This is a genomic window from Polaromonas sp. DSP2-3-2b2, from assembly GCF_049895905.1.
GTDB lineage: Bacteria > Pseudomonadota > Gammaproteobacteria > Burkholderiales > Burkholderiaceae_C > Polaromonas.
Map to the genome: position 1 here is coordinate 22,684 of NZ_JAFCTH010000005.1, position 23,800 is coordinate 46,483.

The window sequence follows — 23,800 nt, forward strand, 5'->3', positions numbered from 1 at the left end:
ACTAAAAACATAGCTGATTGCGCATGCTGCGTATGCGCCAAAGGCCTATTTTTCTTAAAAAAACCGAAAGCCATGCGCTGAGCCGTTAAACAACCGGCCCGTTCACGCGTAGCGCTTGTTGCGCAGGTTGTTCTTCATTTCCTTGAGCAGCGGCGGCAAGCCGGGGCCGATGCGCAGCGCCACGCAGGTGGCCAGGATGTCGATGATCATCAGGTGCAGCAGGCGGGACACCATCGGGCTGTAGCGGTCGTAGCCTTCGGGATGGTCGGCTGCCAGATGGATGTGGCCGGCTACGGCCAGCGGTGACGCGGTGGCCGTGATCACGATGGTGGTGGCGCCGTTCTTGCGCGCGATGTCGCAGGCGTCCATCAGGTCGCGGGTGCGGCCCGAATTGGAAATCACCAGCACGCAGTCGCCCGGCCCGAGCAGCGTCGCGCTCATCACCTGCATGTGGCCGTCGCTGTAGGCAATGCAGTTGATGCCCAGCCGGAAAAATTTATGCTGGGCGTCCTGCGCCACGATGCCGGAGTTGCCGGCGCCAAAAAATTCGATGCGCTTGCCGGTGCTGTAGGCCGCCAGCAGTGCCAGTACGGCTTTTTCAATCGCCACCGGGCTGGCGTCGTTGCGGTATTTCAGGAAAGCCGCCACGGTGTTGTCGATCACCTTGACCATCACGTCGCCGGTCTTGTCGTCCACATCGACACTGCGGTGAATGAAGGGCACGCCTTCGCTGACGCTGCCGGCCAGCTTGAGCTTGAAGTCCGACAGGCCGTCGTAGCCGACGCTGCGGCAAAAGCGCACTACGGTCGGCTTGCTGACATGCGAGCGGCTGGCCAGCTCGGTGATCGGCAGGCTGGCAAAGGCGCGCGGGTCGGCCAGCACCAGGCGCGCCACGCGCTGTTCCGCCGGCGCCAGCGAGGGTAGGGAGGCTTTGATGCGTTCCAGCATTCAGCGCTCTTCAGACCAGCAGTAGCCATCGCGGGCAATCATTGCGCTGGAGGCGCTCGGCCCCCAAGTGCCGGCCGCATAGGGGCGCGGCCCGGTGGTGTCGTGGCTCCAGCGGTCCAGGATAGGCTCGACCCAGCGCCAGGCTTCTTCCTGCTCGTCGCTGCGCACAAACAGGTTGAGCCGTCCGTCAATCACATCGAGCAGCAGCCGCTCGTAGGCGCCGACGCGCTCGGCACCGAAACGCTTGTCAAAATCAAGGTCGAGCTGCACCGGCTCCAGCGTCGGGGTGCCGCGGCGATGGCGCTGGTCGGCGCCCTGCGCCAGCAGGTGCAGTTCCAGGCCGTCCCTGGGCTGCAGATTGATGACCAGCCGGTTGCCTTCGTTGCAAGTCTGCGGCGAATTGAAAATCGCGTGCGGCGTGGGACGAAAGTTGACCTCGATATGCGCGTCACGGCCGGGCATGCGCTTGCCGGTGCGGATGTAAAACGGCACGCCGGCCCAGCGCCAGTTGGCAATCTCGGTGCGCAGGGCGACGAAGGTTTCGGTGCGGCTTTCCGGGTTCACACCGGGCGCGCTGCGATAGGCCGTCACCGCCTCGCCATCGATCGCGCCGGCGGCATACTGGCCGCGAATGGCATGCTGGCTCAGGGTTTCAGGCGTCCAGGGTTTGAGCGAGCGCAGCACCTTGAGCTTTTCGTCGCGAATCGCGTCGGCATGCGAATTGATGGGCGGCTCCATGCCCACGGCGCACAGCAGCTGCAGCGCATGGTTTTGCACCATGTCGCGCAGCGCGCCGGTGCTGTCATAAAAAGCGCCGCGCTTTTCCACGCCGAGTTCTTCGGCAATCGTGATCTGGATGTTGGCGATGTACTCGCGCCGCCACAGCGGCTCGAACAGCGAATTGCCAAAGCGCAGCGCAAACAGGTTTTGCACCGAAGGCTTGCCCAGGTAATGGTCGATGCGAAAGATCTGCTGCTCCGTCAGCACGCTGCGAACAGTCTGGTTGATGGCGCGGTTCGACGCCAGGTCATGGCCCAGCGGCTTTTCCAGCACCACGCGGGTTTGCGGGCCATTCAGTCCGGCGGCGGCCATCTGTTCGCACACTGTGGTGAACAGGCCGGGCGCCGTGGCCAGGTACATCACCACCACATCGGCCGGGCGCTGCTGCAGCCGGCTCGCCAGGCGCGCATAGTCGGCCGGCTGGGACAGGTCCATGCGCAGGTAGCCGAGCAGCTGGGCAAAGCGCGAGAACTCCTCCTCGCTGGGCCGCTTGGCGAGTTCGACGCTGTCAAAGCGCGACTTGATGAGCGTGCGGTATTGCTCGTCGGACAGATCGTCGCGCGCCACGCCCACGATGCGGCCGTCAGCCGGTAGTGATCCATGGCGAAAAGCCTGGAACAGGGCTGGCATGATCTTGCGCCACGCCAGGTCGCCGGTGCCGCCAAACAGGATCAGGTCAAAGCTCATGATGGGAACTTGTCGTGGTAATAAAGTTTCATATTCTATGGGCATAATGGTAACTAGACCCGGTGACCTGCTGCGCGCCTTGTGTTGACGCGGTACGATTCATCCGGCCTCTCACCAACTTTGCGTCTTTGCCTGGCGCCTTCAAGCCCATGAACCAACTCGACGCCCTGAAACAACTCACGACCGTGGTGGCCGATACCGGCGACTTCAACCAGCTGGCCCAGTTCAAGCCGCAGGACGCCACCACCAACCCATCGCTGATCCTCAAGGCGGTGCAAAAAGCCGACTACGCGCCGTTGATGCACGGCACGGTGGCGCGCTTCAAGGACCGGGCGCTGGACGAAACCATGGACCGGCTGCTGGTGCGCTTTGGCTGCGAAATCTTGTCCATCATCCCGGGCCGTGTCTCGACCGAAGTCGATGCCCGCCTGAGTTTTGACACCGCCGCCACGGTCGCGCGCGGCGAGCGCCTGATCGAGCTGTACCAGGCCGAAGGCATTCACATCGACCGGGTGCTGATCAAGGTGGCCGCCACCTGGGAAGGCATTCAGGCGGCCCGGCTGCTGGAGCAGCGCGGCATCCACACCAACCTGACGCTGCTGTTTTCCTTTTGCCAGGCGGTGGCCTGCGGCCAGGCCCGGGTGCAGCTGGTTTCCCCTTTCGTCGGCCGGATTTACGACTGGTACAAGAAGTCGGCCGGCAGCGGCTGGATCGAATCCGCGAATGCCGGCGCCAACGATCCCGGCGTAAAGTCGGTGCGCGAGATCTACAACTACTACAAGCATTTCGGCATTGCCACCGAGGTCATGGGCGCGAGTTTTCGCAACGTCGGCCAGATCACCGCGCTGGCCGGCTGCGACCTGCTGACCATCAGCCCCGAGCTGCTCGCCCAGCTGGCCGCCAGCGACGCGCCCCTGGCGCGCGCGCTGGATGCCGGCGCCGCCGATGCGCTGGACCTGGAGGTGGTGGACTTTGACGAAGCGCGTTTTCGCTATGCGCTCAACGAAGACGCCATGGCGACGGAAAAGCTGGCCGAAGGCATTCGTGCCTTTGCCGTTGACACGATCAAGCTTGAGCAGCTGATGCAGGTTGTCTGAACCCAAGGAAGCTGTCATGAAACCATTGCGTTGCGACCGGACCCCGGCCTGGGGTGAACTCACGGCCTGCTTTGAGGCCGGCGGCCGGCATTTCGACCTGCGCGACGCGTTCGCGCGCGACCCCCGCCGCTTCGAGGCCTTCAGCCAGGACGCGCCGCATGTGTTCGCCGACCTGTCCAAGAACCTGATCGACGCCGACAGCCAGGCGCTGCTGCTGGCGCTGGCGCGACAGTGCGCTCTGGAGCAGCAACGCGACGCGATGTTTGCCGGGGAACGCATCAACCGCACCGAAAACCGTGCCGTGATGCACTTTTTATTGCGAAATCCGCCTTCCGCGCACTACCTGCCTGCGCAAGCAGCTATTAATAAGATAGCGGATTCGCAGGCCGAGGTCGAAGTGACGCTCGATGCGATGCTGGCCTACGCGGAGCAGGTGCGCGCCGATGAGGCGATCACCGACATCGTCAACATCGGCATTGGCGGCTCGGACCTGGGGCCGCAGATGGCGGTGCTGGCGCTCGCTGAATTCGCCACGTCCGGCAAGCGGATTCACTTTGTTTCGAACATTGACGGCAACGAACTGGCCGGTGTGCTTAAGCAGCTCAAACCCGCCGGCACGCTGTTCCTGGTGGCGTCCAAGACCTTCACCACCACCGAAACCATGACCAATGCGCATTCGGCCAAGGCCTGGTTCGAGGCGCAGGGCGGGCACGACATTGCCCGGCATTTCGCGGCGCTGACGACGAATGTGGCGGCAGCGAACGACTTCGGCATCACCACCACCTTCGGTTTCTGGGACTGGGTGGGCGGGCGCTATTCGCTGTGGTCGGCCATCGGGCTGCCGATCGCCATTGCGATTGGTGCGTCAGGTTTCCGTGAATTCCTGGCGGGCGCGCATGCCATGGACGAGCACTTTCGCACGGCAGAACTGGAACAGAACCTGCCGGTACGGCTGGGCCTGCTCGATGTCTGGTACCGCAACTTTCACGGCTTTTCCAGCCGCAGCATCGCGCCCTACAGCAGCGCCCTGCGCCGCTGGCCGGCGTATCTGCAGCAACTGGAAATGGAAAGCAATGGCAAGCGCGTGGACCAGGACGGCCAGCCTTTGCCCTTTGACACCTCTCCGGTGCTGTGGGGCGAGCCCGGCACCAACGGCCAGCATGCCTACTTTCAAATGCTGCACCAGGGAACGTCGGTGGTTCCGGTCGAATTCGTGGCGGTCAAAACCGCAGCACATGCGCCCGATGACCTGCCCGGCCACCACACCAAGCTGCTGGCCAACGTGCTGGCGCAGGCGCAGGCGCTGATGAACGGCAAGCGCGACGCCGCCGGGCCGCCCCAAGGCAACGCAGCCCCCTCGGGGGGCAGCGAGCCACACGCAGTGGGCGAGCGTGGGGGCAGCATGTTTTCCGGCGGCCACCGCGATTTTCCCGGCAACCGGCCCAGCACCTTCTTGCTGCTGGAGCAGCTCACGCCCGCCAGCCTGGGCGCGCTGATTGCGCTGCAGGAGCACCGCGTGTTTGTCAGCGGCGCGGTCTGGGGCATCAACAGCTTTGACCAGTGGGGCGTCGAGCTGGGCAAGGTGCTGGCCAAGGACATCGAGCCGCGCCTGCTGAACGGCGATGTTTCGGGGCTTGACAGCTCCACCGCCGGCCTGCTGCGCAAGCTGGGGTCCGGCCCCGCATGAACATCGTGTTTGATTTTGGCGCGGTGCTGTTCGACTGGCAGCCGGTGCAACTGGTGGCGCAGCATTTTCCCGAGCGAGGCGCCACGCCCGGGCAGGCACGAAAACTGGCCCATTCCCTGTTCGACCATGCCGACTGGCGGGGTTTTGACCACGGCACGGTGACGCTGGACCAAGTGGTTTCCCGCTCCGCCTTGCGGCTGGAGTTGCCCGAAGCCAGGCTGCATGACGCCCTGGCGCCGATTGGTGAGCGGCTGGCGCCGATTGCCTGCAACATCGAACTGCTGGCCGGCTTGCGCGAGCGCCAGGGCAGCCGGGGCGGCCTCAAGCTCTATTTTTTGTCCAACATGCCCGGGCCTTTTGCCCGCGCGCTGGAACGGCGTCACGCTTTTCTGCAGTGGTTTGACGGCGGGATTTTTTCAAGCGATGTGAAGCTGGGCAAGCCCGACCCGGCGATTTTCAGGCTGCTGGCATCGCGCTACGGGTTGGCCGGCGCCGACACCCTGTTCATTGACGACAGTCTGGCCAATGTGCAGGCAGCCGATGCGCTGGGATGGCAGACGATCCACTGCGAAGTGCCGCAGCAGCTGCCGGGCCAGTTGATGAAGCAATTAGGCTGGTAGCGCTTTCTCTGTCGCCATGGCCCAGCCGCCCATACACGGCCGCCGGCTGCGGCGGTAGTGATCACGGCGACCCCACCACCAAAGTCAGGTTCAGCTCACAGGTGTCGTTCGGCGACAGCTGGGGCGATGTGGGCAGCTGTGCTGCTGGCGGCAGCTTCAAAGGCGATGAAATCGTTTTTGTGGCGACGGGTAGCAACGATGTGACGATGCCGTTGGCTGGCTTGACGGCAGGCGCTACGATTACGGCAACAGCGGCCGTAACGGCTGCCGTGCCGCGCCAGATTGAGGCCGACATCCAGACCGGCGCCTGCGTGCCGGCCGATGCGCAGGCCAGCAATTGCCAGGCGGCAGCCATCGCCACCTTGTCGGCAACCGTCGGTGCGGCAGCAGCTGGTAAGCATTGGTGGACAAGGCGTCAAGGGGGGCACATGGCTGGCAACGCCAAGGGCATGGCGGCGTTTCGGCCTATGCGATTCGGGCTTGACGACCGCGCCGCCTGGGGTCTGGCATATCATCGTGCGGGAAGTCGTCCTGTACAAATCCCGAGGAACAAATCCATGAATTTTGGCCAAGCCATTTCCAGTTGCCTGAGCAACTACGCAACGTTTTCGGGGCGCGCATCGCGTTCGGAATTCTGGTGGTTTTTTCTGTTCCAGCTGCTGGTCATGATCGCGGTGTCCATGATCAGCGAAAAACTGCCCGGTCTGGTAAATCTGGCCCTGCTGCTTCCTTCTCTGGCGGTCGGTGCGCGCCGGCTTCACGACATCGGCAAAAGCGGCTGGTGGCAGCTTCTCATGATTTCTGGCATCGGATTTTTGGTGCTGCTTTACTGGTGGGTTCAGCCCACGTCGGACGACGTCGGCAGCTACGGCTCCACCCCGGCCTGAGATTCCGGCTTTTCGGGACGTCATGACAAAAGGCCACAGCGCTTTCGCGCTGTGGCCTTTTTAGTGGCTGGGGGCCGCAAAAAATGTGGGGTCTGCGTCCGGGCTTTTTGACCAGGCCCGGCATCCGTCCCCACTATTTTTGAATTACATACCCATGTCGCCCATGCCGCCCATGCCACCCATGCCGCCGCCCATGCCGCCGGCAGGTGCGTCGTCCTTGGCGGACTCGCACACCATGGCTTCGGTCGTCAGCATCAGGGATGCGACGGACGCTGCGTTCTGCAGGGCCGTACGGGTCACTTTCGTGGGGTCCAGGATACCCATTTCGATCATGTCACCGTAGGTGTCGTTGGCGGCGTTGAAGCCGTAGTTGCCGGTGCCGGCCAGCACGGCGTTCACCACCACAGAGGCTTCGCCGCCTGCGTTGTAAACGATTTCGCGCAAGGGGGCTTCGATGGCGCGCAGGACCAGCTTGATGCCGGCGTCCTGGTCAGCGTTGTCGCCCTTGATCACGCCAGCGGTCTGCTTGGCGCGCAGCAATGCCACGCCGCCGCCAGCCACGATGCCTTCTTCTACGGCAGCGCGGGTTGCGTGCAGTGCGTCTTCAACGCGGGCTTTCTTTTCCTTCATCTCGACTTCGGTAGCAGCGCCGACCTTGATCACGGCAACACCGCCGGCCAGCTTGGCCACGCGCTCTTGCAGTTTTTCGCGGTCGTAATCGCTGGTCGCTTCTTCGATCTGGACACGAACCTGCTTGACGCGGGCTTCGATGTCGCCAGCTTCGCCGGCACCGTCGATGATGATGGTGTTTTCCTTGCCCACTTCAATGCGCTTGGCAGAGCCGAGGTCAGCCAGCGTCACTTTTTCAAGCGACATGCCGACTTCTTCAGCGATGACCTTGCCACCGGTCAGGACAGCGATGTCTTCCAGCATGGCCTTGCGGCGGTCGCCGAAGCCCGGTGCCTTGACAGCCACAACCTTCAGGATGCCACGCAGCGTGTTCACCACCAAGGTAGCCAGGGCTTCGCCCTCGACTTCTTCGGCAATGATCAACAGCGGACGGCCAGCCTTGGCGACTTGTTCCAGCGTAGGAAGCAGGTCACGGATGTTGCTGATCTTCTTGTCGTAGAGCAGAACAAACGGGTTGTCCAGCAGGGCGGACTGCTTTTCCGGGTTGTTGATGAAGTATGGGCTCAGGTAGCCGCGGTCAAACTGCATGCCTTCGACGACGTCGAGTTCGGACTCTAACGACTTGCCGTCTTCAACAGTGATCACGCCTTCCTTGCCGACCTTGTCCATCGCATCGGCAATGATCTTGCCAATGGTTTCGTCAGAGTTGGCAGAGATCGAGCCGACCTGCGCGATTTCTTTCGAAGTGGTGGTGGCTTTTGAAGCCTTCTTCAGCTCTTCGACCAGGGCAGCAACTGCCTTGTCGATGCCGCGCTTCAGGTCCATCGGGTTCATGCCCGCAGCCACGTACTTCATGCCTTCGTGAACGATGGCTTGTGCCAGCACGGTGGCGGTGGTGGTGCCGTCGCCGGCGATGTCGGACGTCTTGGAAGCAACTTCCTTGACCATCTGCGCGCCCATGTTCTGCAGCTTGTCCTTGAGTTCGATTTCCTTGGCGACGGAAACGCCGTCCTTGGTCACGGTTGGGGCGCCGAACGAGCGCTCCAGCACCACGTTGCGGCCTTTAGGGCCCAGGGTCACTTTAACGGCGTTGGCCAGGATGTTCACACCCTCGACCATGCGCGCGCGGGCTTCGCCGCCGAAAACTACGTCTTTTGCTGCCATGATTCGGATTCCTTAAGATTTATGAATGAAATAGGCTGCTTGCGCACGTCCAGCGTGCATGGGCAGCTATTAAATAAGTAGCAATATTGAAGCGGGAGAATTACTTCTCGACCACTGCGAACAGGTCTTCTTCTTTCATGACCAGCAGTTCGTCGCCGTCAACCTTGACGGTCTGGCCGCTGTACTTGCCGAACAACACGCGGTCGCCGACCTTGACGGCCATGGCGCCGAGTTCGCCCTTGTCATTTTTCTTGCCTGGGCCGACAGCCAGGACTTCGCCTTGATCGGGCTTTTCAGCAGCGCTGTCCGGAATCACGATGCCGGAGGCGGTTTTGGTTTCGTTTTCCACGCGTTTGACAATCACGCGGTCGTGCAAAGGACGAAGGTTCATAAAAGGCTCCTTGTTGTAGAACAATGGTTTGGGGGATCAAAAAAGCATCCATGAAAACCATGGGTGCGCGTTAACAGCATGGACGGGGGTTGCTGCTAGCACTCCGCCCCATCGAGTGCTAATAGTAGTGCCTTTCCAGGACGATTTCAAGAGTAGGCCCGGGAATTCCTCTGTGTCTTTGCCGTCAGTCCCTGGCTAGGTCTGAACTTTTCTCGCCTGGTTCTGGACTCCCCCTCAGCATCCGGCATGCATAAACTGTTGATTGAATGAAAATTTTTCATCTCCATCGCCAATTCAGCCTGTGCTCACAGGAAGATGGCGCGGCCAGGATCAACGGCCCCGGATTGATTGCTTACTTTTGTCTGGCGGCGTGAGTTCGAGAAAAAGCGGGCTGCCGGCGACCCATCCATTGATTGCCAAGCCGAGCCGCAGACACGGTGCGTCGTTTGCATAGCCAACGCCATCGGGCCTGCTAGGCCCCGCCAGGTTCGACTCGACCAGAAACCCGGACCCGTTCCACCAGCAGCATATGAGGGACAGTCAAGGCGGCCAGTCCTACGAAAACAAGCCGCACGATGTGCATATCAAGCGCTGTGTCTTTGAAAAAATAAAAGCTTAACCCTGACCCGACCAACACGGCCGCCATGGGCGCAGCACTGGTCAGCAACAACCTGGACGCTGACAAGGCTGCATATTGTTGGGTACGCAGCACATGGCGGGCACTGTGCATGACGCAAAAAAACACCGTGAATGCCAACAGCGGCGGTACGGCAATCATCAACAGGCTGACCGATGCAATTTCAAGCGCAGTCAGCCAGTCTCGTCGCCCTATAAAAACCAACACCAGCGCAGTAGCGATCAACCATGGCCCTACGAGCCAGCGCATGCCTGCGATCAGCGTTTCCGCAGCGTCGGCACCTATCAAAAACCCAAATAGCTGAGAGACATCGGCAGCGTGCAGCAACAGGGGGAAAAGAATGACTGTGCCGCCGTAAAAAATGCGAGCAACCCGTGGGGTTTTAGAAACCAGATCGCCTGAAAAATGCACCGCAGAAGCAACCAGAAACAGTATTAAAAACATGCCAGGCATCAGCCACCAGAGTCCGACCACCAAAGCACTCAAGGCGACATAAATTGCTGTAAAGGCAACCCAGCCCGGCAGTGTCCGTATGCCGTACAACTGCTTTGCAAAAACCGGGTCGAGCGCGCCGTGCGGCACACCTAAAAAGAGCACCAGTGTGGCAAAAACATACAGCTCCACTTGTGGATCAAGCCGTGGCAGTGCGACGGCAGCGGCCGTCAAAATGAAGGCCAGCAGGCTAAACGCGACGCCCTGGATTTTGAGTGGATACATTTTTTACGCTATGGTTGATCGCTGCAATTTTCCTGCAAGCGGCTTCGCCAGCGCCCGCAAAAAAGGCCATGGTGGCAGTGCCGCCACCACTGCGGCATAGTCTGCAAACGTGCCTTGGTCACTTAAAAACCGAATCACCCGCTTGGTGTCCACCCCTTTAAACAGTGCCATGAACAAATCCGGCGCTAGTTGCGGATGCGCACGAACCACGTTTAAGAAAAGCGTGTCCATGGCATGCAGTGCCCAGCCATCAGGCGCATGCCCGGCCGGAGCTTTGCCGCTGGCAAGCGCTTGCGCACAGGCAGTTGCCCAGCGCTGGATGCGCGCAAACGCATACCCGGTGCTGGGCCGGGCGCCGCCAGCCGTCAAACCGGCACGAACATAGCTGGTGTCACGGCCCTGCGGCACGGGGCAGATACCCATCGGCAGCACACCATGCTCGGAGCGAAGCACTGAAAACGCAGCGCTGCCTACCCGCTGGGCCACTGCCTTGGTCTGCACATCCTTGAAAGCATCCGGGCCCAGCGGGTCGGGTCCGAACACGGTGAACTCGATCAATGCCCGGGTGCAAGATGTTGCCAGCAAATAAACAAAACTCGCCGCGTCAGGAAAAGCCACCAGCGCGCCGCAAGCATTGGCGGCAGAAAAGTCCATCAGCTCGCCGCAAGTGGCGTTGAAAACGCCCGTCTCGCATTCGATTTCCTGGCCATAAAACGACTGCCAAAGCACCGCGCCGTCGCGCACGGGTTGGCGGATGGGCCGGGTGTCAACCACAGAGCGAGTCTCGACAGGGCCGGCGCTGGTCTCAATGCGCCACAAGTCGCCTCGCTTTTCGGGCTCGCCGGTGACTGCCGTGCCCATATGTAGAGCAATTTGATCCGACTGGGCGATCACATTTTCAGCGTCTGCATAAAACGGCCCGGCAGGCACCATCAGGTAAGGCGTGGCGCCGCAATCGAGCGTGACGCTGCGCTCGCGTGTTGTAACCCGCAGGGTTTGCCACTGCTGCTGCACCCGGTGCGGCGCAGATGCGGCGGAGTCTTTGAAAAAACACCAGGTTCGGTCATTCGAGTAGCGGATGCGGCTTTCCAGCACCATGACTTTTGGGATGCGCGAGCCCTGCTTCTGCAGCTTGGCAAGCGCCACGGCAAGGCTCAGTCCGGCGCAGCCACCGCCCAAGATAACCAGGTCAGTGTTACAGGCCATTGCCTGAGCCAGGACAGCGTCCGAAACACATCAACTCGTTTAGTGAGGTGTGCAAGGTGTCGTCATGCAACCGTGGGCTGCGCCAAAATGCACGCTGCAGCGGAACAGTCAACAGCGCCCACGCTGTGACTGCTGCCTTTTGCGGCTTGCGCACGACGGCTCTTGCTGTCCAGTAGGCGTAGTCGCGTCGCCTGAGCTGCGCGCCAATCGCCTGATAAGTGCGCGCCGCCACCAAAATGCCGCTGCGCGCGCCTAGCGGCAAATAAGGCAGGCCCAGCTCTGCACTGCGGTAATACACGTCTGCGCGGTCTAAAAGCGCAGCTACACACTGGCGGATTGCCGGACGCAACGCCTCAGCCGGGCAAATCAGTGCCTGGGGCGCCAAGTCGCCCAACATGGATTGCGGAATATACCGCCGCCCAGCCTGCGCGTCTGCCGCAATGTCACGGCAAATATTGGTCAGTTGCATGGCAATGCCAAGATCAACGGCGTGCGGTAGCGCCGAGGGATTTTGAGTGTCCAGCACCCTGCACATCATCAGACCCACCGTACCCGCAACCTGATAACAGTAGCGCAGCAACGCATTTTCATCGGCGACCAGGACCACGCCCAGGTCCGAGGCAACGCCCGAAATCAATTCCAGCACGATAGAACGCTCTATGTCACATTCGCGCATGAGGTCAATTCCATCCTGAATCACCGGATGGTCTGACATGCCTCGGGTTACGTCTTGCGCCGCAAGCAGCAGTGCAGCACTGCCCGCCTCAGGGGAACTCGATTCGTCTGCAAGGTCGTCAATGTATCTGCAAAAGCTGTAAAGCCGGGTCGCTCTGGAGGCATGTAGCGACCCCATCAGATGGCGTGCCCAATGAAATGTTTTCCCCTTTTGCGCCAAAGTCAGGTCCGCTTTGCATAAAGCCGATGTGACCGCGCTGTCTGTTTGCGTTTTCATAAAGTGCTGCTCACAGTTGCTCACGCTTTTTGGTGGGCCACCGGCACCAACGCATCTAGCACTTTGGCCGAACACAACACACCCGGAACGCCAGCGCCAGGATGGGTTCCGGCGCCTACTAAATAAAGATTTTTAATGCCTTCTCCCCGGTTGTGAAAACGAAACCAGGCAGACTGCCGAAACAAGGGCGCCACTGAAAACCCCGCGCCATAGGCACTGAGATAGTCAGTCTTGAAATCTTCCGGCGTCATGCAAAATTCGCTGGTAATGCACTGCGCAAGCCCAGGCAGAATGGTTTTGTCCAGCGCGGCAACAATGCGCGACTGCAGCTTTGGGGCTTCTTTTTCCCAGTCAACTTCGCCTTGAAGATTGGGCACAGGGCAAAGCACGTAAAAACTGTCGCAACCTGCTGGCGCAAAACTCGGATCGGTTGCGGTAGGGCGGTGCAGATAAAGCGAAAAGTCTTCCGACAGCGTTTTGCCGTCAAAAATATCTTCCAGAAGTTCACGATAGCGGTCGCCCATCCAGATGGTGTGGTGCGCAACGTCCGGGTAAACACGCATGGTCCCAAAGTACAGGACAAACAGGCCCATCGAAAACTTGGCAGATTTCAGTTTTAGCCGGCTCGAAACTGCCTGATCTGTTGGCTTGATCATTGCACCGTACAAATGCGCAGGGTCAACATTTGACACCACCACGTCAGCTGACAGGGCTGTGCCATCAGCCAGTACGACGCCCCGTGCAACACCATCCTGTACAACAATTTGATTCACGGTGGTGTTGAGCTTGATGTCGATTCCGTGTCTTGCCATCAGGCTGGCCAGTGCTGCGGTAATCGCAGCCGTGCCGCCCATCGCAAAGTGCACACCATAGGCCCGCTCCAGATAATGGATCAAACCGTAAATGCTGGTAGTGTCGAACGGATTGCCGCCCACCAACAGGGGTTGAATAGAAAACGCCTGCCTTAACTTGGGGTTGGACAAATGACGGCAAACCAGTTGCCAGACGGTTGCGTAACTGCGAAGCCCAATGAGCTTGGGAATTTGCCTGACCATGGTCATGAACCGGTGAAAAGGCACGGCAGACAGCTCGGTGAAACCGACATCGAAGATTTTTCTCGAATCTGCCAGCAAGTTTCGGTAGCCGTCGCAGTCACGCGGCTCTATGCGGGCAATTTCAGCCAGTGTCTCATCGAGAGTGCCGCCGTAGTCGAAGGTCGTGTTGTCGGAAAAATAAAATCGGTACCACGGCGTGAGCGGAACCAGCTGAATGTGGTCTGCCATCTTCTCGCCGAACAATGCAAACAATTCCTCAAACAAAAAAGGCGCCGTGATGACTGTCGGTCCGGCGTCATGTCGAAATCCATTGCGCTCAAACACCTGAGCCCGCCCTCCGAGTGCTGAGCAGCGGTCAATAACCAACACTTCATAGCCTTTGGCGCGCAGTCGCAATGCCGCAGCTATGCCCCCAAAACCGCCACCTACAACGAGCGCTTTCATTGGAAGCACCTTCCCGTCAACCGGGTATGCCATTCAATCGCCAGTTGTTGAAGTAACCGGCCGGCTTGACAAGGCAAATCGGCGCTGGCAACTGCTGCCGACATGAGGTGTTGACGGCCCAGGTTTCGGGCAAGTTCACTGGCGTTGTAGTCGCTGGCAGCGTGGCTTGACTGGAGAACTTGGACAATATTGATTGCTGGCGCTGATGAACCTCGCGCTGTGTCTGCTTTCACATCAAACAGGTCGTCATCAATCTGATAGTCGATTGCGAACGAATCGGCGGCTCTTTTGGCAACAGCCAGAGTGTCAGTCTTGTTAGCTGCCATCAGCGCAAGTTCGATCGGCCAGCCGAGTAGCGCACTGGATTTCGCGGTTGCAATTTTTCTGTAGTCATCAATACTGAACGGCTGAGTTCTCGATACGGAAAGGTCCGCACATTGCCCGCGAACAGCGTGCGTGATTCGCGAATGCGTGAGGTTCATCATTTGTGACAATCTGCCCTTGCAGCTAACTCCCGCAAGGGCGCAATATGCTGCGGATAGCAATAGGTCGCCTGCGCAAACGGCAATCTCGTCGCCATAGACGACCCATGCTGTGTCAGAACCACGCCTTGACCTGTCTCGATCCTGGAGATCGTCGTGTATCAGCGATGCATTGTCCAAAAGCTCGGCAGTGGATGCGATTGAACAGGCATCGTCCCTTGCCAAGCCTAGGCTGTTGCTGGCATGCAAGGCAAGTCTTGCGCGAATTCTTTGGCCACCTGTTTTGAGGTGGTACATTGCCGCAGCGCTTGAGACATTTGGTGTGGCCGTGTCATCTTCATCGTTTAGTCCAATGAGAGAGGCCATTCGCTGTTCCACTTCAAGCAAATCCGGAGCCACCACGTCGGCACGGGGCGCATGCTTGGTAACAAGACCGTGCATAAAGTGTTCCTATGAAAGCAAAGTAAGGGCGGCTTTCATATCGGATTTTTTAATCAAATGTCACTACCGGCTTGGAATCTGATTTTCTGTCGACTGCTGGTAGAGAAGGTACACCGGATGGTGCATTTTCACTACCAGCAGCTGTCCTTGCATCTTGCAAACAAATCACAATACACGCCAGTTGACAAGCGTGTACTTGTCTTTGCGATTCTTACTTTGCCTTTGCGTTTTCGGTTTCGCTCACCGCGACAGTCCAGATGATCAAACCAAAAGCTATTTTGTTCAACACGTCAGCCGCGTTATAGATAATGTTGAGCGCGTTGGCGCTGGTCTCAGGACTGCTGCCGGTCAGGTAACCAAAGAAATAGCCGACTGGATAAATCGCCCAGCCAATTGTCACAATCCACCTCATGGTGTTAAAGGCTGACTTCACAGACGGCGGTGCGCTCTGTGCATTGATTTTGCCGGCTTGGCCTGCAAAAATTTCGTAAAGGATAAATGCCCAGCCAGCCATGCCAATGATGAACGCAGGCCATACCGCAAGGTATCCGGCTTCTCCGAGGTAGCCGCCAATCAACATGACCAGCGTGCCTATCATGAGGCGCCAGAAGACGCCTACGGGAACTTTCGTGATTGCCGACAAGATCAGGTAAAACTCGATCATCAGCAGCGGCACCGTGATCAGCCAGTCGATATACCGGAACACAGTAGGGGTCGAGCCAGTTTGGACCCACACATCGCGCATATAGAAATAATGGACGGCGGCTACCAGTGTCACCAGACCGGATACGGTCAGGGATGTCTTCCATTTTGGAGAAACCCTGTCTCGTTCCAGAAAGAAGAAAACAGTGGATGCAACGAGCGCCATTGAAATTATCCAGAAGGATATTCCAACAAAATCGTCCTGTTTTAGCACCAAGGTTTCGGCTGCAAATGCCGGACTGGATAAGAGAGCTATGAATGCGCTAGCAACTCCTACTTTATTCGTGGCGGACCTGGTTTTTAAAGTGACCATATGGTTTCCTTGAAGTTACACGATTAGTTGATACGAGAGAATTTTAAATCTCTCGTTTGCCATGGTTTCGGTAGTCTAGGCTCAGACTAACCGTGCATGAAATTTGGATTGTATTGAGATGTTTGGGTGAGTACTGCAAGCGAACCAGCATGCCCCTAATCCCAGTGGATCAGCATGCTGCCGCAGGCCGAGCACTGCCATCGACAGGAATTGTGCCGACTCAAATTCGACCATGGTGTTCCGTTGATCTGCTGAATATTTAAGCAGGGGAGAGCAAAGAAATAATCGCTGTGGGCCTGTTTGGCAAGGTCAGGTGGCTGCGCCTGTATGACGAACTTTCTCTTGTAACGATAGCGAAGGTTGCAGGGCTGCTTGGCAACACGTTCATGATCTGGCTCAGGTGATGAATCACTGATAAAGCAACTTCTTTTCTGTAAATTTCCGAGATTCGGTTTTGGGCGTTGGTAATGCTCAGGGTTTGATGGACAGGTAGATTTTTGCGGTCATCCCTTCCTCATCTTGTTCGGCCAGCAGGGCACTGACCAGGCGCAGGCAACTGGCAGAGTTGGGAAACAGCGTGGCTACGCGGGTTCGGCGTCCATATTCAATCTGCGCAGCCACCATGGGCAACTGAACGGATTGGGTCCGTGCGCTAAGTATTCAGGGAATAACCTCGCATATGGCCGGCTGCCGGGCTAAATATGAATTTAAAACTGAATGCGTTTCGCAATGGAAAATTCATAGTTACGTGAAGCAGCAATTCAGTGTCGGCAGAGCAGGCCGTGGACAAGCTTCCGATCTGTATGACCCCTGTATGCAGAGTCGAGTCGGAATCGACATTTACGCTGGCGAGCCGCCCTACGGCCCTGTTGCCGAACTGCTATTATCCCGGTCCCACCGCCTCGCCCGATACCGCGCCAAGTGCGAAAGTGGGTGCAGCAGACGCATTGGCAACCGGGCACGCTTGTGTCAGGCGCCTGGGGGCCATGCCACACCGAATCGAGTTGAATGTCTTATGTCCAGCACCCATCCTTTTTTGAACGAACGCCTGGCAGAAGCAGCGCGCTATGCGCTGATGCGCCGGCTGCTTCCTGCCATTCGCCACGACCTTGCAGGCAGCATACAACCGATCGGCATGATGGCCGCGATGCTGGAAAAACGCACCAAGGCGGCCACGCCCGACCTGGTCCAGTTGGGCAAAAACAGCCAGATGCTGAACGTGCTGTCGCGGGAGGCTGCCGCTTTGTCGGTGAACCTGATGTCCTGGCTGGCGCCGACAGACAATAATCTGGTGGCGGTAAGCCATGCAGTGCAGGAGTCGCTGAACCTGATAAGCACCGAACTGTCGTTTCGGGGATTTGCAATCGCCAACGAAACCGCTGACCTGGAAATGGAACTGCCCCGCGGCATGCTGCGCAGCGTGTTCACCGCCAGCCTGATTGCGCTGACTGACGGCTGGGACGGGGTGGCGCGTGTCATCGTCACCGCCGGCAATGCGGCCGACGTGGCTTACCTGGAAATTTCGCTGGAAGAGGGCGGAAGCGCCGACCTGGCCATGCATGGCAGCTTGCGGACACAGCCCTACCGCAGCCTGGGCTGGGATGACGTGCTGGCGCTGGCGTCTGCCGAGGGCGTCAGCCTTCGCCATGATGACCGGGGTACAACGCTGGGCTACAGCGTGCAGGCGCTGCACGGTTGAGTGGTTGCGGCGTTAGCGGTGCGGCATGGCCACAGCCAGCCTTGAAGCGCGATTCAGAAAAGTCCTGAAAAATTCGATCTCGTCTCCTGCAGGCTTATGGAGGTCACGCCCCAGGTTGGCGGCAAGCCCGGCAATCGAGTCAGGTTCTATCTATTGCCGATCAAGGTTTGACAATGCCTCAGGTTGCGCCCCATGCAGCATGACTGCAAAATTTTTTTACCGTTTCAACAGAGCGAGGCGCACCGCGACAAGTGCCAAGGCGCATTCCAAAATCTCCTTGCACGCGCGGCTGACCGTACTGGTCTACGGTCTCGGGTGTGCACAGCGCAAGTTGCACTAGAGCCCGGCGGCTTCCCGCAGTAGCGCTGCCTTGTCGGTGCGTTCCCAGGTGAATTCGGGTTCGTCGCGGCCAAAGTGCCCATAGGCGGCGGTCTTTTCGTAGATCGGCCGCAGCAGGTCGAGCATCTGGATGATGCCGTTCGGGCGCAGGTCGAAATGCGCGTTGATCAGTTCGGCGATCTGGCTGTCCGGAATCACGCCGGTGCCTTCGGTATAGACCGTCACGTTCATCGGCTTGGCAACGCCAATGGCATAAGCCACCTGGATCTGGCATTGCCGGGCCAGGCCAGCGGCCACGATGTTCTTGGCCACGTAACGCGCCGCATAGGCCGCCGAGCGGTCCACCTTGCTCGGGTCCTTGCCGCTGAAGGCGCCGCCGCCGTGCGGGCAGGCGCCGCCGTAGGTATCGACAATGATCTTGCGCCCGGTCAGGCCGCAATCGCCCTGCGGGCCGCCGATGACAAAGCGGCCGGTCGGGTTGATCAGGTAGCGGGTGTTCTGCAGCCATTCTTTCGGCAGCACCGGCTTGATGATCTCTTCAATCACCGCTTCGATGAACGATGCCTTCATCTTGTGCGGCGTTTCGCTCTGGTCGGGGCTGTGCTGGGTGGACAGCACCACGGTGTCGATGCTGTGCGGCTTGCCATCGACATAGCGCATCGTCACCTGGCTCTTGGCGTCGGGACGCAGAAACGGCAGGCGGCCGTCCTTGCGCAACTGAGACTGGCGCTCGACCAGGCGGTGCGCATAATAAATCGGCGCAGGCATCAGCTCGGGCGTTTCGTCGCAGGCGTAGCCAAACATCAGGCCCTGGTCGCCGGCGCCGGTGTTCAGGTGGTCGTCGCTGGCATGGTCAACGCCCTGGGCGATGTCCTTGCTCTGCTTGTCGTAGCAGACCATGACCGCGCAGCCCTTGTAGTCGATGCCGTACTCGGTGTTGTCGTAGCCGATACGCTTCAAGGTGTCGCGCGCCACCTGGATGTAATCCACGTTCACGTCCTCGCGCGCCGTGATTTCGCCGGCCAGCACGACCAGGCCGGTATTGGTCAGGGTTTCGGCAGCGACCCTGGCATGCGGGTCCTGCTTGAAAACAGCATCGAGAATCGCGTCGGAAATCTGGTCGGCGACCTTGTCGGGGTGGCCTTCGGAGACGGACTCGGAAGTAAAGAGAAAATCGTTCGCCATTGCGTACACTCCATAAGTTTTGTTGGCGCGTTGCCAGCAGGAAGTGCTTTGGCGAACGCTTTAGCAGTTTGGTTTAACGTCGCCCTGCAAGTTGTTCAGTAACTCGGCGACAGGTGAAATTATAAGACGCGGCCCTTGTTGCCGGACCTGGCCCCAATCCAACCTTTTCATGCTCTGGTTATTCCGTTTTTTTTCCCGCTGGCCCTTGGGCGTGCTGCACACGCTGGGCGCCGCCTTGGGTTGGTTAGTCTGGCTGGTCAGCGCACGTTACCGCGCCCAGTTCCGGGCCAATGTGGCGCAGGCCGGCCTGCCGTTTGCTGCAGCGCGTCCGGCGATTGCCGAGGCTGGGCGCTTTGTTGGCGAGTTGCCCAAGCTGTGGATGCGGCCGCGTTCGCAGTCGTGCCTGGGCAATGTCCGCGTGGAAGGCCAAGCGCATGCCGAGCAGGCGTTTGCGCAAGGCAAGGGCGTGATTTTTTTCGGGCCGCACTGCGGCAGTTTCGAGCTGGGACCGCAAGCGCTGGCCGAGCTTTACGGTCCGATCACGGCGATTTACCGGCCCGCCCGCAAGGCCTGGCTGGCGCGCCTGGAAAGCTTTGCGCGCGACCGCCAGAACCTCACCGTCGTGCCGGCCAGCCTGAGCGGCATCCGGCTGATGCACAAGACCCTGAAGGCCAACCAGGCCGTCGCCATGCTGACCGACCAGGTGCCGCCCGAGGGCTGGGGCGTCTGGGCGCCGTTTTTCGGCAAGCCGGCCTACACCATGACGCTGGCGGCCCGGCTGGCGCTGCAAACCGGCGCGGCGCTGCTGCCGGTCAGCTGCGAGCGCCTGCCCCGGGGCCAGGGCTATTTCCTGAAGATCTGGCCGGCCGTGACTGGTCTGGACGCGGGCGAAAAAGGTGCAAAGCCCGACATGCTGCAGGTGGTCACGCGGATCAACCAAGCCATCGAGGCCATCGTGCTCAGCCAGCCCGGTCAATACCTGTGGGCTTATGCGCGCTACAAGACGCCGCGCAAGGAAGCCGCTTGAACCATTTTCGCCACTCGGCCGGCCATGCCATGACGCAGGCCGGCATCGCCTTCATGAAAGCGCTCGCCTGGCTGCCGCTGCCGGCCGTGCGCGCCCTGGGAACGGTGCTGGGCTGGGTGCTGTATGGCCTGATCGGCGCGCGCCGGCGCGTCGTGCATGCGAACTTCAAGGTGTGCTTTCCGGCGCTTTCAAAGGCCGGGCGGCGCAAGCTCGCCATCGAGACCTTTGTCTGTTTCTCGCAAGCCTGGCTGGACCGCGCCTGGCTGTGGCATGCGCCTGAAGCATGCGTTCGGCGGCGAGTCCGGCTGACCGGCGCTGTCGAAGAACTCATGGGCAACGATCCGACGGTGATTTTCCTGCCGCACTTCATCGGTTTGGATGCCGCCTGGGCTGCAACAGCCCTGGCCATGCCTAGGTCCTCGACGACGATCTACACCGATCAGTCGAACAAGCTGGTCGATCAATGGATATTGCAAGGCCGCCAGCGCTTTGGCCATTTGCGGCTGTTCGGCCGTATCGAGGGCGTCAAGCCCATCGTCGCGGCGCTGCGCGAAGGCCAGCCGCTGTACCTGCTGCCCGACATGGATTTCGGCCCGGACGAGTCGGTGTTCGTGCCGTTTTACGGCATCACCACCGCCACCGTGCCGTCGCTGTCCCGCTTTGCCCGCCTGGGACGCGCCAAGGTCGTGCCCCTGCTGCCACGCCTGACGGCCAATGGCTACGATGTGCAGGTGCTGCCAGCCTGGACCGATTTCCCCAGCGCCGACCCGGTGGCCGACACCGCGCTGATGAATGCGCGGCTGCAGGACTACATCGCCACCATGCCGGCGCAGTATTACTGGGTGCACAAACGCTTCAAGACACGGCCGGAAGGCGAGCCTTCGGTGTATTGATCCGCCCGGCGGCGGTCGAAACCACGGTTTTTAAGCTTTTTAGGGCTGTCGCGCTTACCTGGCGGGCGCTACCAGCTATGCTATTTGTAGCGAACTGCGCGCCCGAAAGTCCGGCTCAGCGCAAAAATTCCTGTAAATAGCCGGCGATCAGCTCGGGCTGCTCATGCACGATCCAGTGGGTGGCGCCCTCGACACGGTGCAACTGCATTCGCGGCACAAAGTCTTCGAGTCCATCGAGCAAGGCCGGGGGCAGGGCGGTATCGTCCATGGCCCAGACGACCAGTGTCGGCACATTCACTTTCAGCTTCTCGGGCGCAATCACCACGGCGGCGGCCGCCGGATCGTGGTGCGGCGCGCCGGGCCGTGGCGGGCGCAGCGGTGAGGCGCGGTAGTAATTGAGCGGCCCGCTCAAGCCGGCGCGCCAGATGTTGCGGTATTGCGCCTTGACGGCGTCGGTCAGCCAGGAATGCGGGCCATTGACCGCGCCCATGCTGCTGAAAAATTCCCACAGGCGGCGAAAATCGTTCTCGGCCAGCAGCGCTTCGGCATCCGGGCGGATCAAAAAGTTCATGTAGGCGCTGGCGGCCTGCTGCGCCGGCGAATGCTGCAGTTCGCGCAAAAAGGTGCCGGGATGCGGCGAGTTGATGATGGCGAGCTTTTCCATGCAGCCCGGCGCACTGGCGGCCAGGTTCCAGGCGACGGCGCCGCCCCAGTCATGCGCAATCAAACACGCCAGCGGGCCGCCTTCGTGTTCGATTAGCGCGGCAATGTCCTGCATCAGGTGGCGCGGCCGGTAGTCGGCCACGTCGGCGGGTGCGCTGGACTGCCCATAGCCGCGCAGGTTGGGCGCGATGCAGCGAAAGCCGCCGTTTTCGGGGCGCGCGAAATGCGCCAGCAAGCCGTCCCAGACAAAGGCCGCTTCCGGAAACCCGTGCAGGAACATCAGCACCGGCCGGCCCCTGGCGCCTGCGAAACGGCATGAAAGCGTGATGCCGTGGGGCAGGGTGAACAAGCTGGTTTCAATCATGATGCTATTTTGTTGATAGCTGCTTGCGCAGGCAGGACGTGCGCCACGGCCATTATTTGCTTGAAATTGAAGTTGCTGGCCGCGCCGGCTGGCTTCCCGGCGATCAGGCTGGATCAGCTGCTGGCGGGATGGACGTTTGCGGCATTGACTCCGGGCCGTCTTGCGACTCTGGCGCGGGCTTGGATGCCTTGACCGGCTTTTCCTTCGGATGCGCCCAGTCCCACAAATGCTGGGCCACTTCCTCGACGCCCTGGCGTTTCAGCGAGGAAAAGAGCTTGACGTCGCCGCCGCCCGCCTGCAGCTTGACAATTTGCAGCGCCTTGGCGGCATCGGTCTTGTTGAGCTTGTCGGACTTGGTCAGCAGCACCAGGAATTTCAGCCCTTCCTCGACGCGCGGCCGGATCACGTCGAGCAGCACTTCGTCGAGTTCCGTCAGCCCCAAGCGCGGGTCGCACAGCAGCACGATGGCCTGCAGGTTGTCGCGTGTCTGCAGGTAATTGCCCATCACCTGCTGCCAGCGGTACTTGGCTTCCTTGGGAACGGCGGCATAGCCGTAGCCCGGCAGGTCGGCCAGCACCGCATCGGTCACGCCCTGCTTGCCCAGCGAAAACAGGTTGATGCTTTGCGTGCGCCCCGGTGTCTTGGAGGCAAACGCCAGCCGGTGCTGCTGCGTCAGGGTGTTGATGCAGGTCGATTTGCCGGCGTTGGAGCGGCCCACGAAGGCGATTTCAGGCACTTCGATGCGCGGCAGGTGCTTGAGTTCGGGTGCGGTCGTCAAAAATTTGGCGGTGTGCAGCCAGCCCATGGCGATCTTGGGATCGGGCTTGGCGGCGGCTGCAAGAGGCAAGGAGGCTGAAGAAGTCATGATGGGGCGATCCCTGAAGGTCGGTGGCTGCGCTGCCGTTGCAAGGCAGGCCGGGAAAAATAAACATGTGAAGCGGCAGGCGCTGGCGTGCAAGGCAGGCAATAGCCGTTATCCAAATCCCGATAATAGAACTTGGCGTGAAGCCATTGTAAAATCGCGCGTTACCAAGTTCTGTGCGCCAACCAATTAAAAGTCCCGATATGAAGCTGTTCGCTACTTCCCTACTGGCCGCCTTGCTGGCCTTGCCCGCCATGTCTTCATTTGCCGCAGGCGAAGCTGCGCCTGCGGATGCCGCGCAGGCGCAGGCAGCGCCGGTCGTTGCAGCGGCGCCGGCCATGCCAGCCAAGCCCGACCTGGTCAAGGGAGAAGCCACCTTCACCGCCGTGTGCGCAGCCTGTCATGGCGCAGACGGCAATTCCGGAACGCCGGCATATCCCAAGCTGTCGCAGCAGCATCCCGAATACCTGGTCAAGCAGTTGCAGGAATACAAGGCAGGCAAGCGTAAAAATGCCATCATGCAGGGCTTTGCCGCCACGCTCTCCGATGCCGACATGAAGAATGTCGCCTACTGGGCCACCAGCAAGCAGGCCAAGCCCGGTTTTTCCACGGAAAAAGATCTGGTCACGCTGGGTGAGCGCATTTATCGCGGCGGCATCGCCGACCGCCAGATCGCTGCCTGCGCCGGCTGCCACAGCCCGACGGGACGCGGCATACCTTCACAATACCCGCGCTTGAGCGGCCAGCATTCTGAATACACCGCTGCGCAACTGACCTATTTCCGTGACGGCATTCGCACCAACAGCATCCAGATGACCCAGGTGGCGGCCAAGCTCAATGACAAGGAAATCCGGGCGGTTGCCGACTACATCGCCGGCTTGCGCTAAGCAGCCCTTGAAGCTGCAGGTTTGCCATGGTTCAAGGCAAA

The 23,800-nt window shown here is 60.1% G+C and carries 22 protein-coding genes and 1 pseudogene; 8 read left to right on the forward strand and 15 right to left on the reverse strand.

Annotation, left to right across the window (positions count from 1 at the left end; genetic code table 11):
• Nucleotides 1-102: 102 nt before the first annotated feature.
• A complete protein-coding gene (locus ACP7AD_RS06100) occupies nucleotides 103-948 on the reverse strand; it encodes a MurR/RpiR family transcriptional regulator (RefSeq protein WP_426145560.1) in 846 nt (281 codons plus the stop codon).
• Nucleotides 949-2,415: a glucose-6-phosphate dehydrogenase gene (gene zwf / locus ACP7AD_RS06105; RefSeq protein WP_426145562.1), complete on the reverse strand. Its 1,467-nt coding sequence runs from the start codon at nucleotides 2,413-2,415 to the stop codon at nucleotides 949-951.
• 149 nt (nucleotides 2,416-2,564) lie between these two features.
• Between zwf and tal the strand changes: the two genes are divergently transcribed.
• Genes tal through ACP7AD_RS06120 form a run of 3 tightly spaced genes read left to right on the forward strand, consistent with a single transcriptional unit; the run spans nucleotide 2,565 to nucleotide 5,819 of the window.
• Nucleotides 2,565-3,512 (forward strand): transaldolase, encoded by a 948-nt coding sequence (tal, locus tag ACP7AD_RS06110; protein WP_426145564.1) that lies wholly within the window; start codon nucleotides 2,565-2,567, stop codon nucleotides 3,510-3,512.
• A 16-nt stretch (nucleotides 3,513-3,528) separates the two neighbouring features.
• Nucleotides 3,529-5,199, forward strand: coding sequence for a glucose-6-phosphate isomerase (gene pgi / locus ACP7AD_RS06115; RefSeq protein ID WP_426145566.1), 1,671 nt, complete (start codon nucleotides 3,529-3,531; stop codon nucleotides 5,197-5,199).
• The gene (locus ACP7AD_RS06120; RefSeq protein WP_426145567.1) at nucleotides 5,196-5,819 is read left to right on the forward strand and encodes an HAD family hydrolase; all 624 of its coding nucleotides are present in this window, start codon (nucleotides 5,196-5,198) and stop codon (nucleotides 5,817-5,819) included. The genes pgi and ACP7AD_RS06120 overlap by 4 nt, the downstream gene beginning before the upstream one ends.
• A gap of 61 nt (nucleotides 5,820-5,880) precedes the next feature.
• On the opposite strand, the gene ACP7AD_RS06125 is transcribed toward ACP7AD_RS06120, so the two are convergent.
• The gene (locus ACP7AD_RS06125) at nucleotides 5,881-6,174 is read right to left on the reverse strand and encodes a hypothetical protein (RefSeq protein WP_426145569.1); all 294 of its coding nucleotides are present in this window, start codon (nucleotides 6,172-6,174) and stop codon (nucleotides 5,881-5,883) included.
• A gap of 202 nt (nucleotides 6,175-6,376) precedes the next feature.
• On the opposite strand from ACP7AD_RS06125, the gene ACP7AD_RS06130 reads away from it, so the two are divergent.
• A complete protein-coding gene (locus tag ACP7AD_RS06130) occupies nucleotides 6,377-6,706 on the forward strand; it encodes a DUF805 domain-containing protein (RefSeq protein ID WP_426145570.1) in 330 nt (109 codons plus the stop codon).
• Nucleotides 6,707-6,850: 144 nt separating this feature from the next.
• Here the strand turns inward: ACP7AD_RS06130 and groL are convergent, their stop codons facing one another.
• The 9 genes and pseudogenes from groL to ACP7AD_RS06175 all read right to left on the reverse strand — a co-directional run.
• The gene (groL, locus tag ACP7AD_RS06135) at nucleotides 6,851-8,500 is read right to left on the reverse strand and encodes a chaperonin GroEL (protein WP_426145572.1); all 1,650 of its coding nucleotides are present in this window, start codon (nucleotides 8,498-8,500) and stop codon (nucleotides 6,851-6,853) included.
• 100 nt (nucleotides 8,501-8,600) lie between these two features.
• Nucleotides 8,601-8,891: a co-chaperone GroES gene (gene groES / locus ACP7AD_RS06140; protein WP_011800072.1), complete on the reverse strand. Its 291-nt coding sequence runs from the start codon at nucleotides 8,889-8,891 to the stop codon at nucleotides 8,601-8,603.
• 472 nt (nucleotides 8,892-9,363) lie between these two features.
• Nucleotides 9,364-10,245, reverse strand: a complete 882-nt coding sequence (locus tag ACP7AD_RS06145; protein ID WP_426145574.1) for a Brp/Blh family beta-carotene 15,15'-dioxygenase — start codon at nucleotides 10,243-10,245, stop codon at nucleotides 9,364-9,366.
• 3 nt (nucleotides 10,246-10,248) lie between these two features.
• Nucleotides 10,249-11,451, reverse strand: a complete 1,203-nt coding sequence (locus ACP7AD_RS06150) for a lycopene cyclase family protein (RefSeq protein WP_426145576.1) — start codon at nucleotides 11,449-11,451, stop codon at nucleotides 10,249-10,251.
• The gene (locus ACP7AD_RS06155) at nucleotides 11,441-12,403 is read right to left on the reverse strand and encodes a phytoene/squalene synthase family protein (protein ID WP_426145578.1); all 963 of its coding nucleotides are present in this window, start codon (nucleotides 12,401-12,403) and stop codon (nucleotides 11,441-11,443) included. The genes ACP7AD_RS06150 and ACP7AD_RS06155 overlap by 11 nt, the downstream gene beginning before the upstream one ends.
• Nucleotides 12,404-12,423: 20 nt before the next feature.
• A complete protein-coding gene (gene crtI / locus ACP7AD_RS06160) occupies nucleotides 12,424-13,902 on the reverse strand; it encodes a phytoene desaturase family protein (protein WP_426145579.1) in 1,479 nt (492 codons plus the stop codon).
• Nucleotides 13,899-14,825, reverse strand: coding sequence for a polyprenyl synthetase family protein (locus ACP7AD_RS06165; protein WP_426145581.1), 927 nt, complete (start codon nucleotides 14,823-14,825; stop codon nucleotides 13,899-13,901). The genes crtI and ACP7AD_RS06165 overlap by 4 nt, the downstream gene beginning before the upstream one ends.
• Nucleotides 14,826-15,036: 211 nt before the next feature.
• Nucleotides 15,037-15,840: a bacteriorhodopsin-like gene (locus ACP7AD_RS06170; protein ID WP_426145583.1), complete on the reverse strand. Its 804-nt coding sequence runs from the start codon at nucleotides 15,838-15,840 to the stop codon at nucleotides 15,037-15,039.
• A gap of 471 nt (nucleotides 15,841-16,311) precedes the next feature.
• Nucleotides 16,312-16,446 (reverse strand): annotated as a pseudogene (locus ACP7AD_RS06175) (transposase); the annotation flags it as partial.
• A 430-nt stretch (nucleotides 16,447-16,876) separates the two neighbouring features.
• Here ACP7AD_RS06175 and ACP7AD_RS06180 point away from each other — a divergent pair.
• A complete protein-coding gene (locus ACP7AD_RS06180; RefSeq protein WP_426145584.1) occupies nucleotides 16,877-17,539 on the forward strand; it encodes a hypothetical protein in 663 nt (220 codons plus the stop codon).
• Nucleotides 17,540-17,875: 336 nt separating this feature from the next.
• Here the strand turns inward: ACP7AD_RS06180 and metK are convergent, their stop codons facing one another.
• A complete protein-coding gene (gene metK, locus ACP7AD_RS06185) occupies nucleotides 17,876-19,063 on the reverse strand; it encodes a methionine adenosyltransferase (RefSeq protein WP_426145585.1) in 1,188 nt (395 codons plus the stop codon).
• A gap of 169 nt (nucleotides 19,064-19,232) precedes the next feature.
• Between metK and ACP7AD_RS06190 the strand changes: the two genes are divergently transcribed.
• Both ACP7AD_RS06190 and ACP7AD_RS06195 read left to right on the forward strand, forming a co-directional pair.
• Complete coding sequence (locus ACP7AD_RS06190; RefSeq protein ID WP_426145587.1) at nucleotides 19,233-20,090, forward strand: lysophospholipid acyltransferase family protein; 858 nt, start codon at nucleotides 19,233-19,235, stop codon at nucleotides 20,088-20,090.
• Between the two features lie 29 nt (nucleotides 20,091-20,119).
• Nucleotides 20,120-20,983: a lipid A biosynthesis acyltransferase gene (locus ACP7AD_RS06195; protein WP_426145818.1), complete on the forward strand. Its 864-nt coding sequence runs from the start codon at nucleotides 20,120-20,122 to the stop codon at nucleotides 20,981-20,983.
• A gap of 115 nt (nucleotides 20,984-21,098) precedes the next feature.
• Here the strand turns inward: ACP7AD_RS06195 and ACP7AD_RS06200 are convergent, their stop codons facing one another.
• Together ACP7AD_RS06200 and yihA are read right to left on the reverse strand one after the other, a co-directional pair.
• The gene (locus ACP7AD_RS06200; RefSeq protein ID WP_426145588.1) at nucleotides 21,099-22,010 is read right to left on the reverse strand and encodes an alpha/beta fold hydrolase; all 912 of its coding nucleotides are present in this window, start codon (nucleotides 22,008-22,010) and stop codon (nucleotides 21,099-21,101) included.
• Nucleotides 22,011-22,113: 103 nt separating this feature from the next.
• A complete protein-coding gene (gene yihA / locus ACP7AD_RS06205; RefSeq protein WP_426145590.1) occupies nucleotides 22,114-22,875 on the reverse strand; it encodes a ribosome biogenesis GTP-binding protein YihA/YsxC in 762 nt (253 codons plus the stop codon).
• A gap of 200 nt (nucleotides 22,876-23,075) precedes the next feature.
• Between yihA and ACP7AD_RS06210 the strand changes: the two genes are divergently transcribed.
• The gene (locus ACP7AD_RS06210; protein ID WP_426145592.1) at nucleotides 23,076-23,759 is read left to right on the forward strand and encodes a c-type cytochrome; all 684 of its coding nucleotides are present in this window, start codon (nucleotides 23,076-23,078) and stop codon (nucleotides 23,757-23,759) included.
• Nucleotides 23,760-23,800 lie beyond the last annotated feature (41 nt).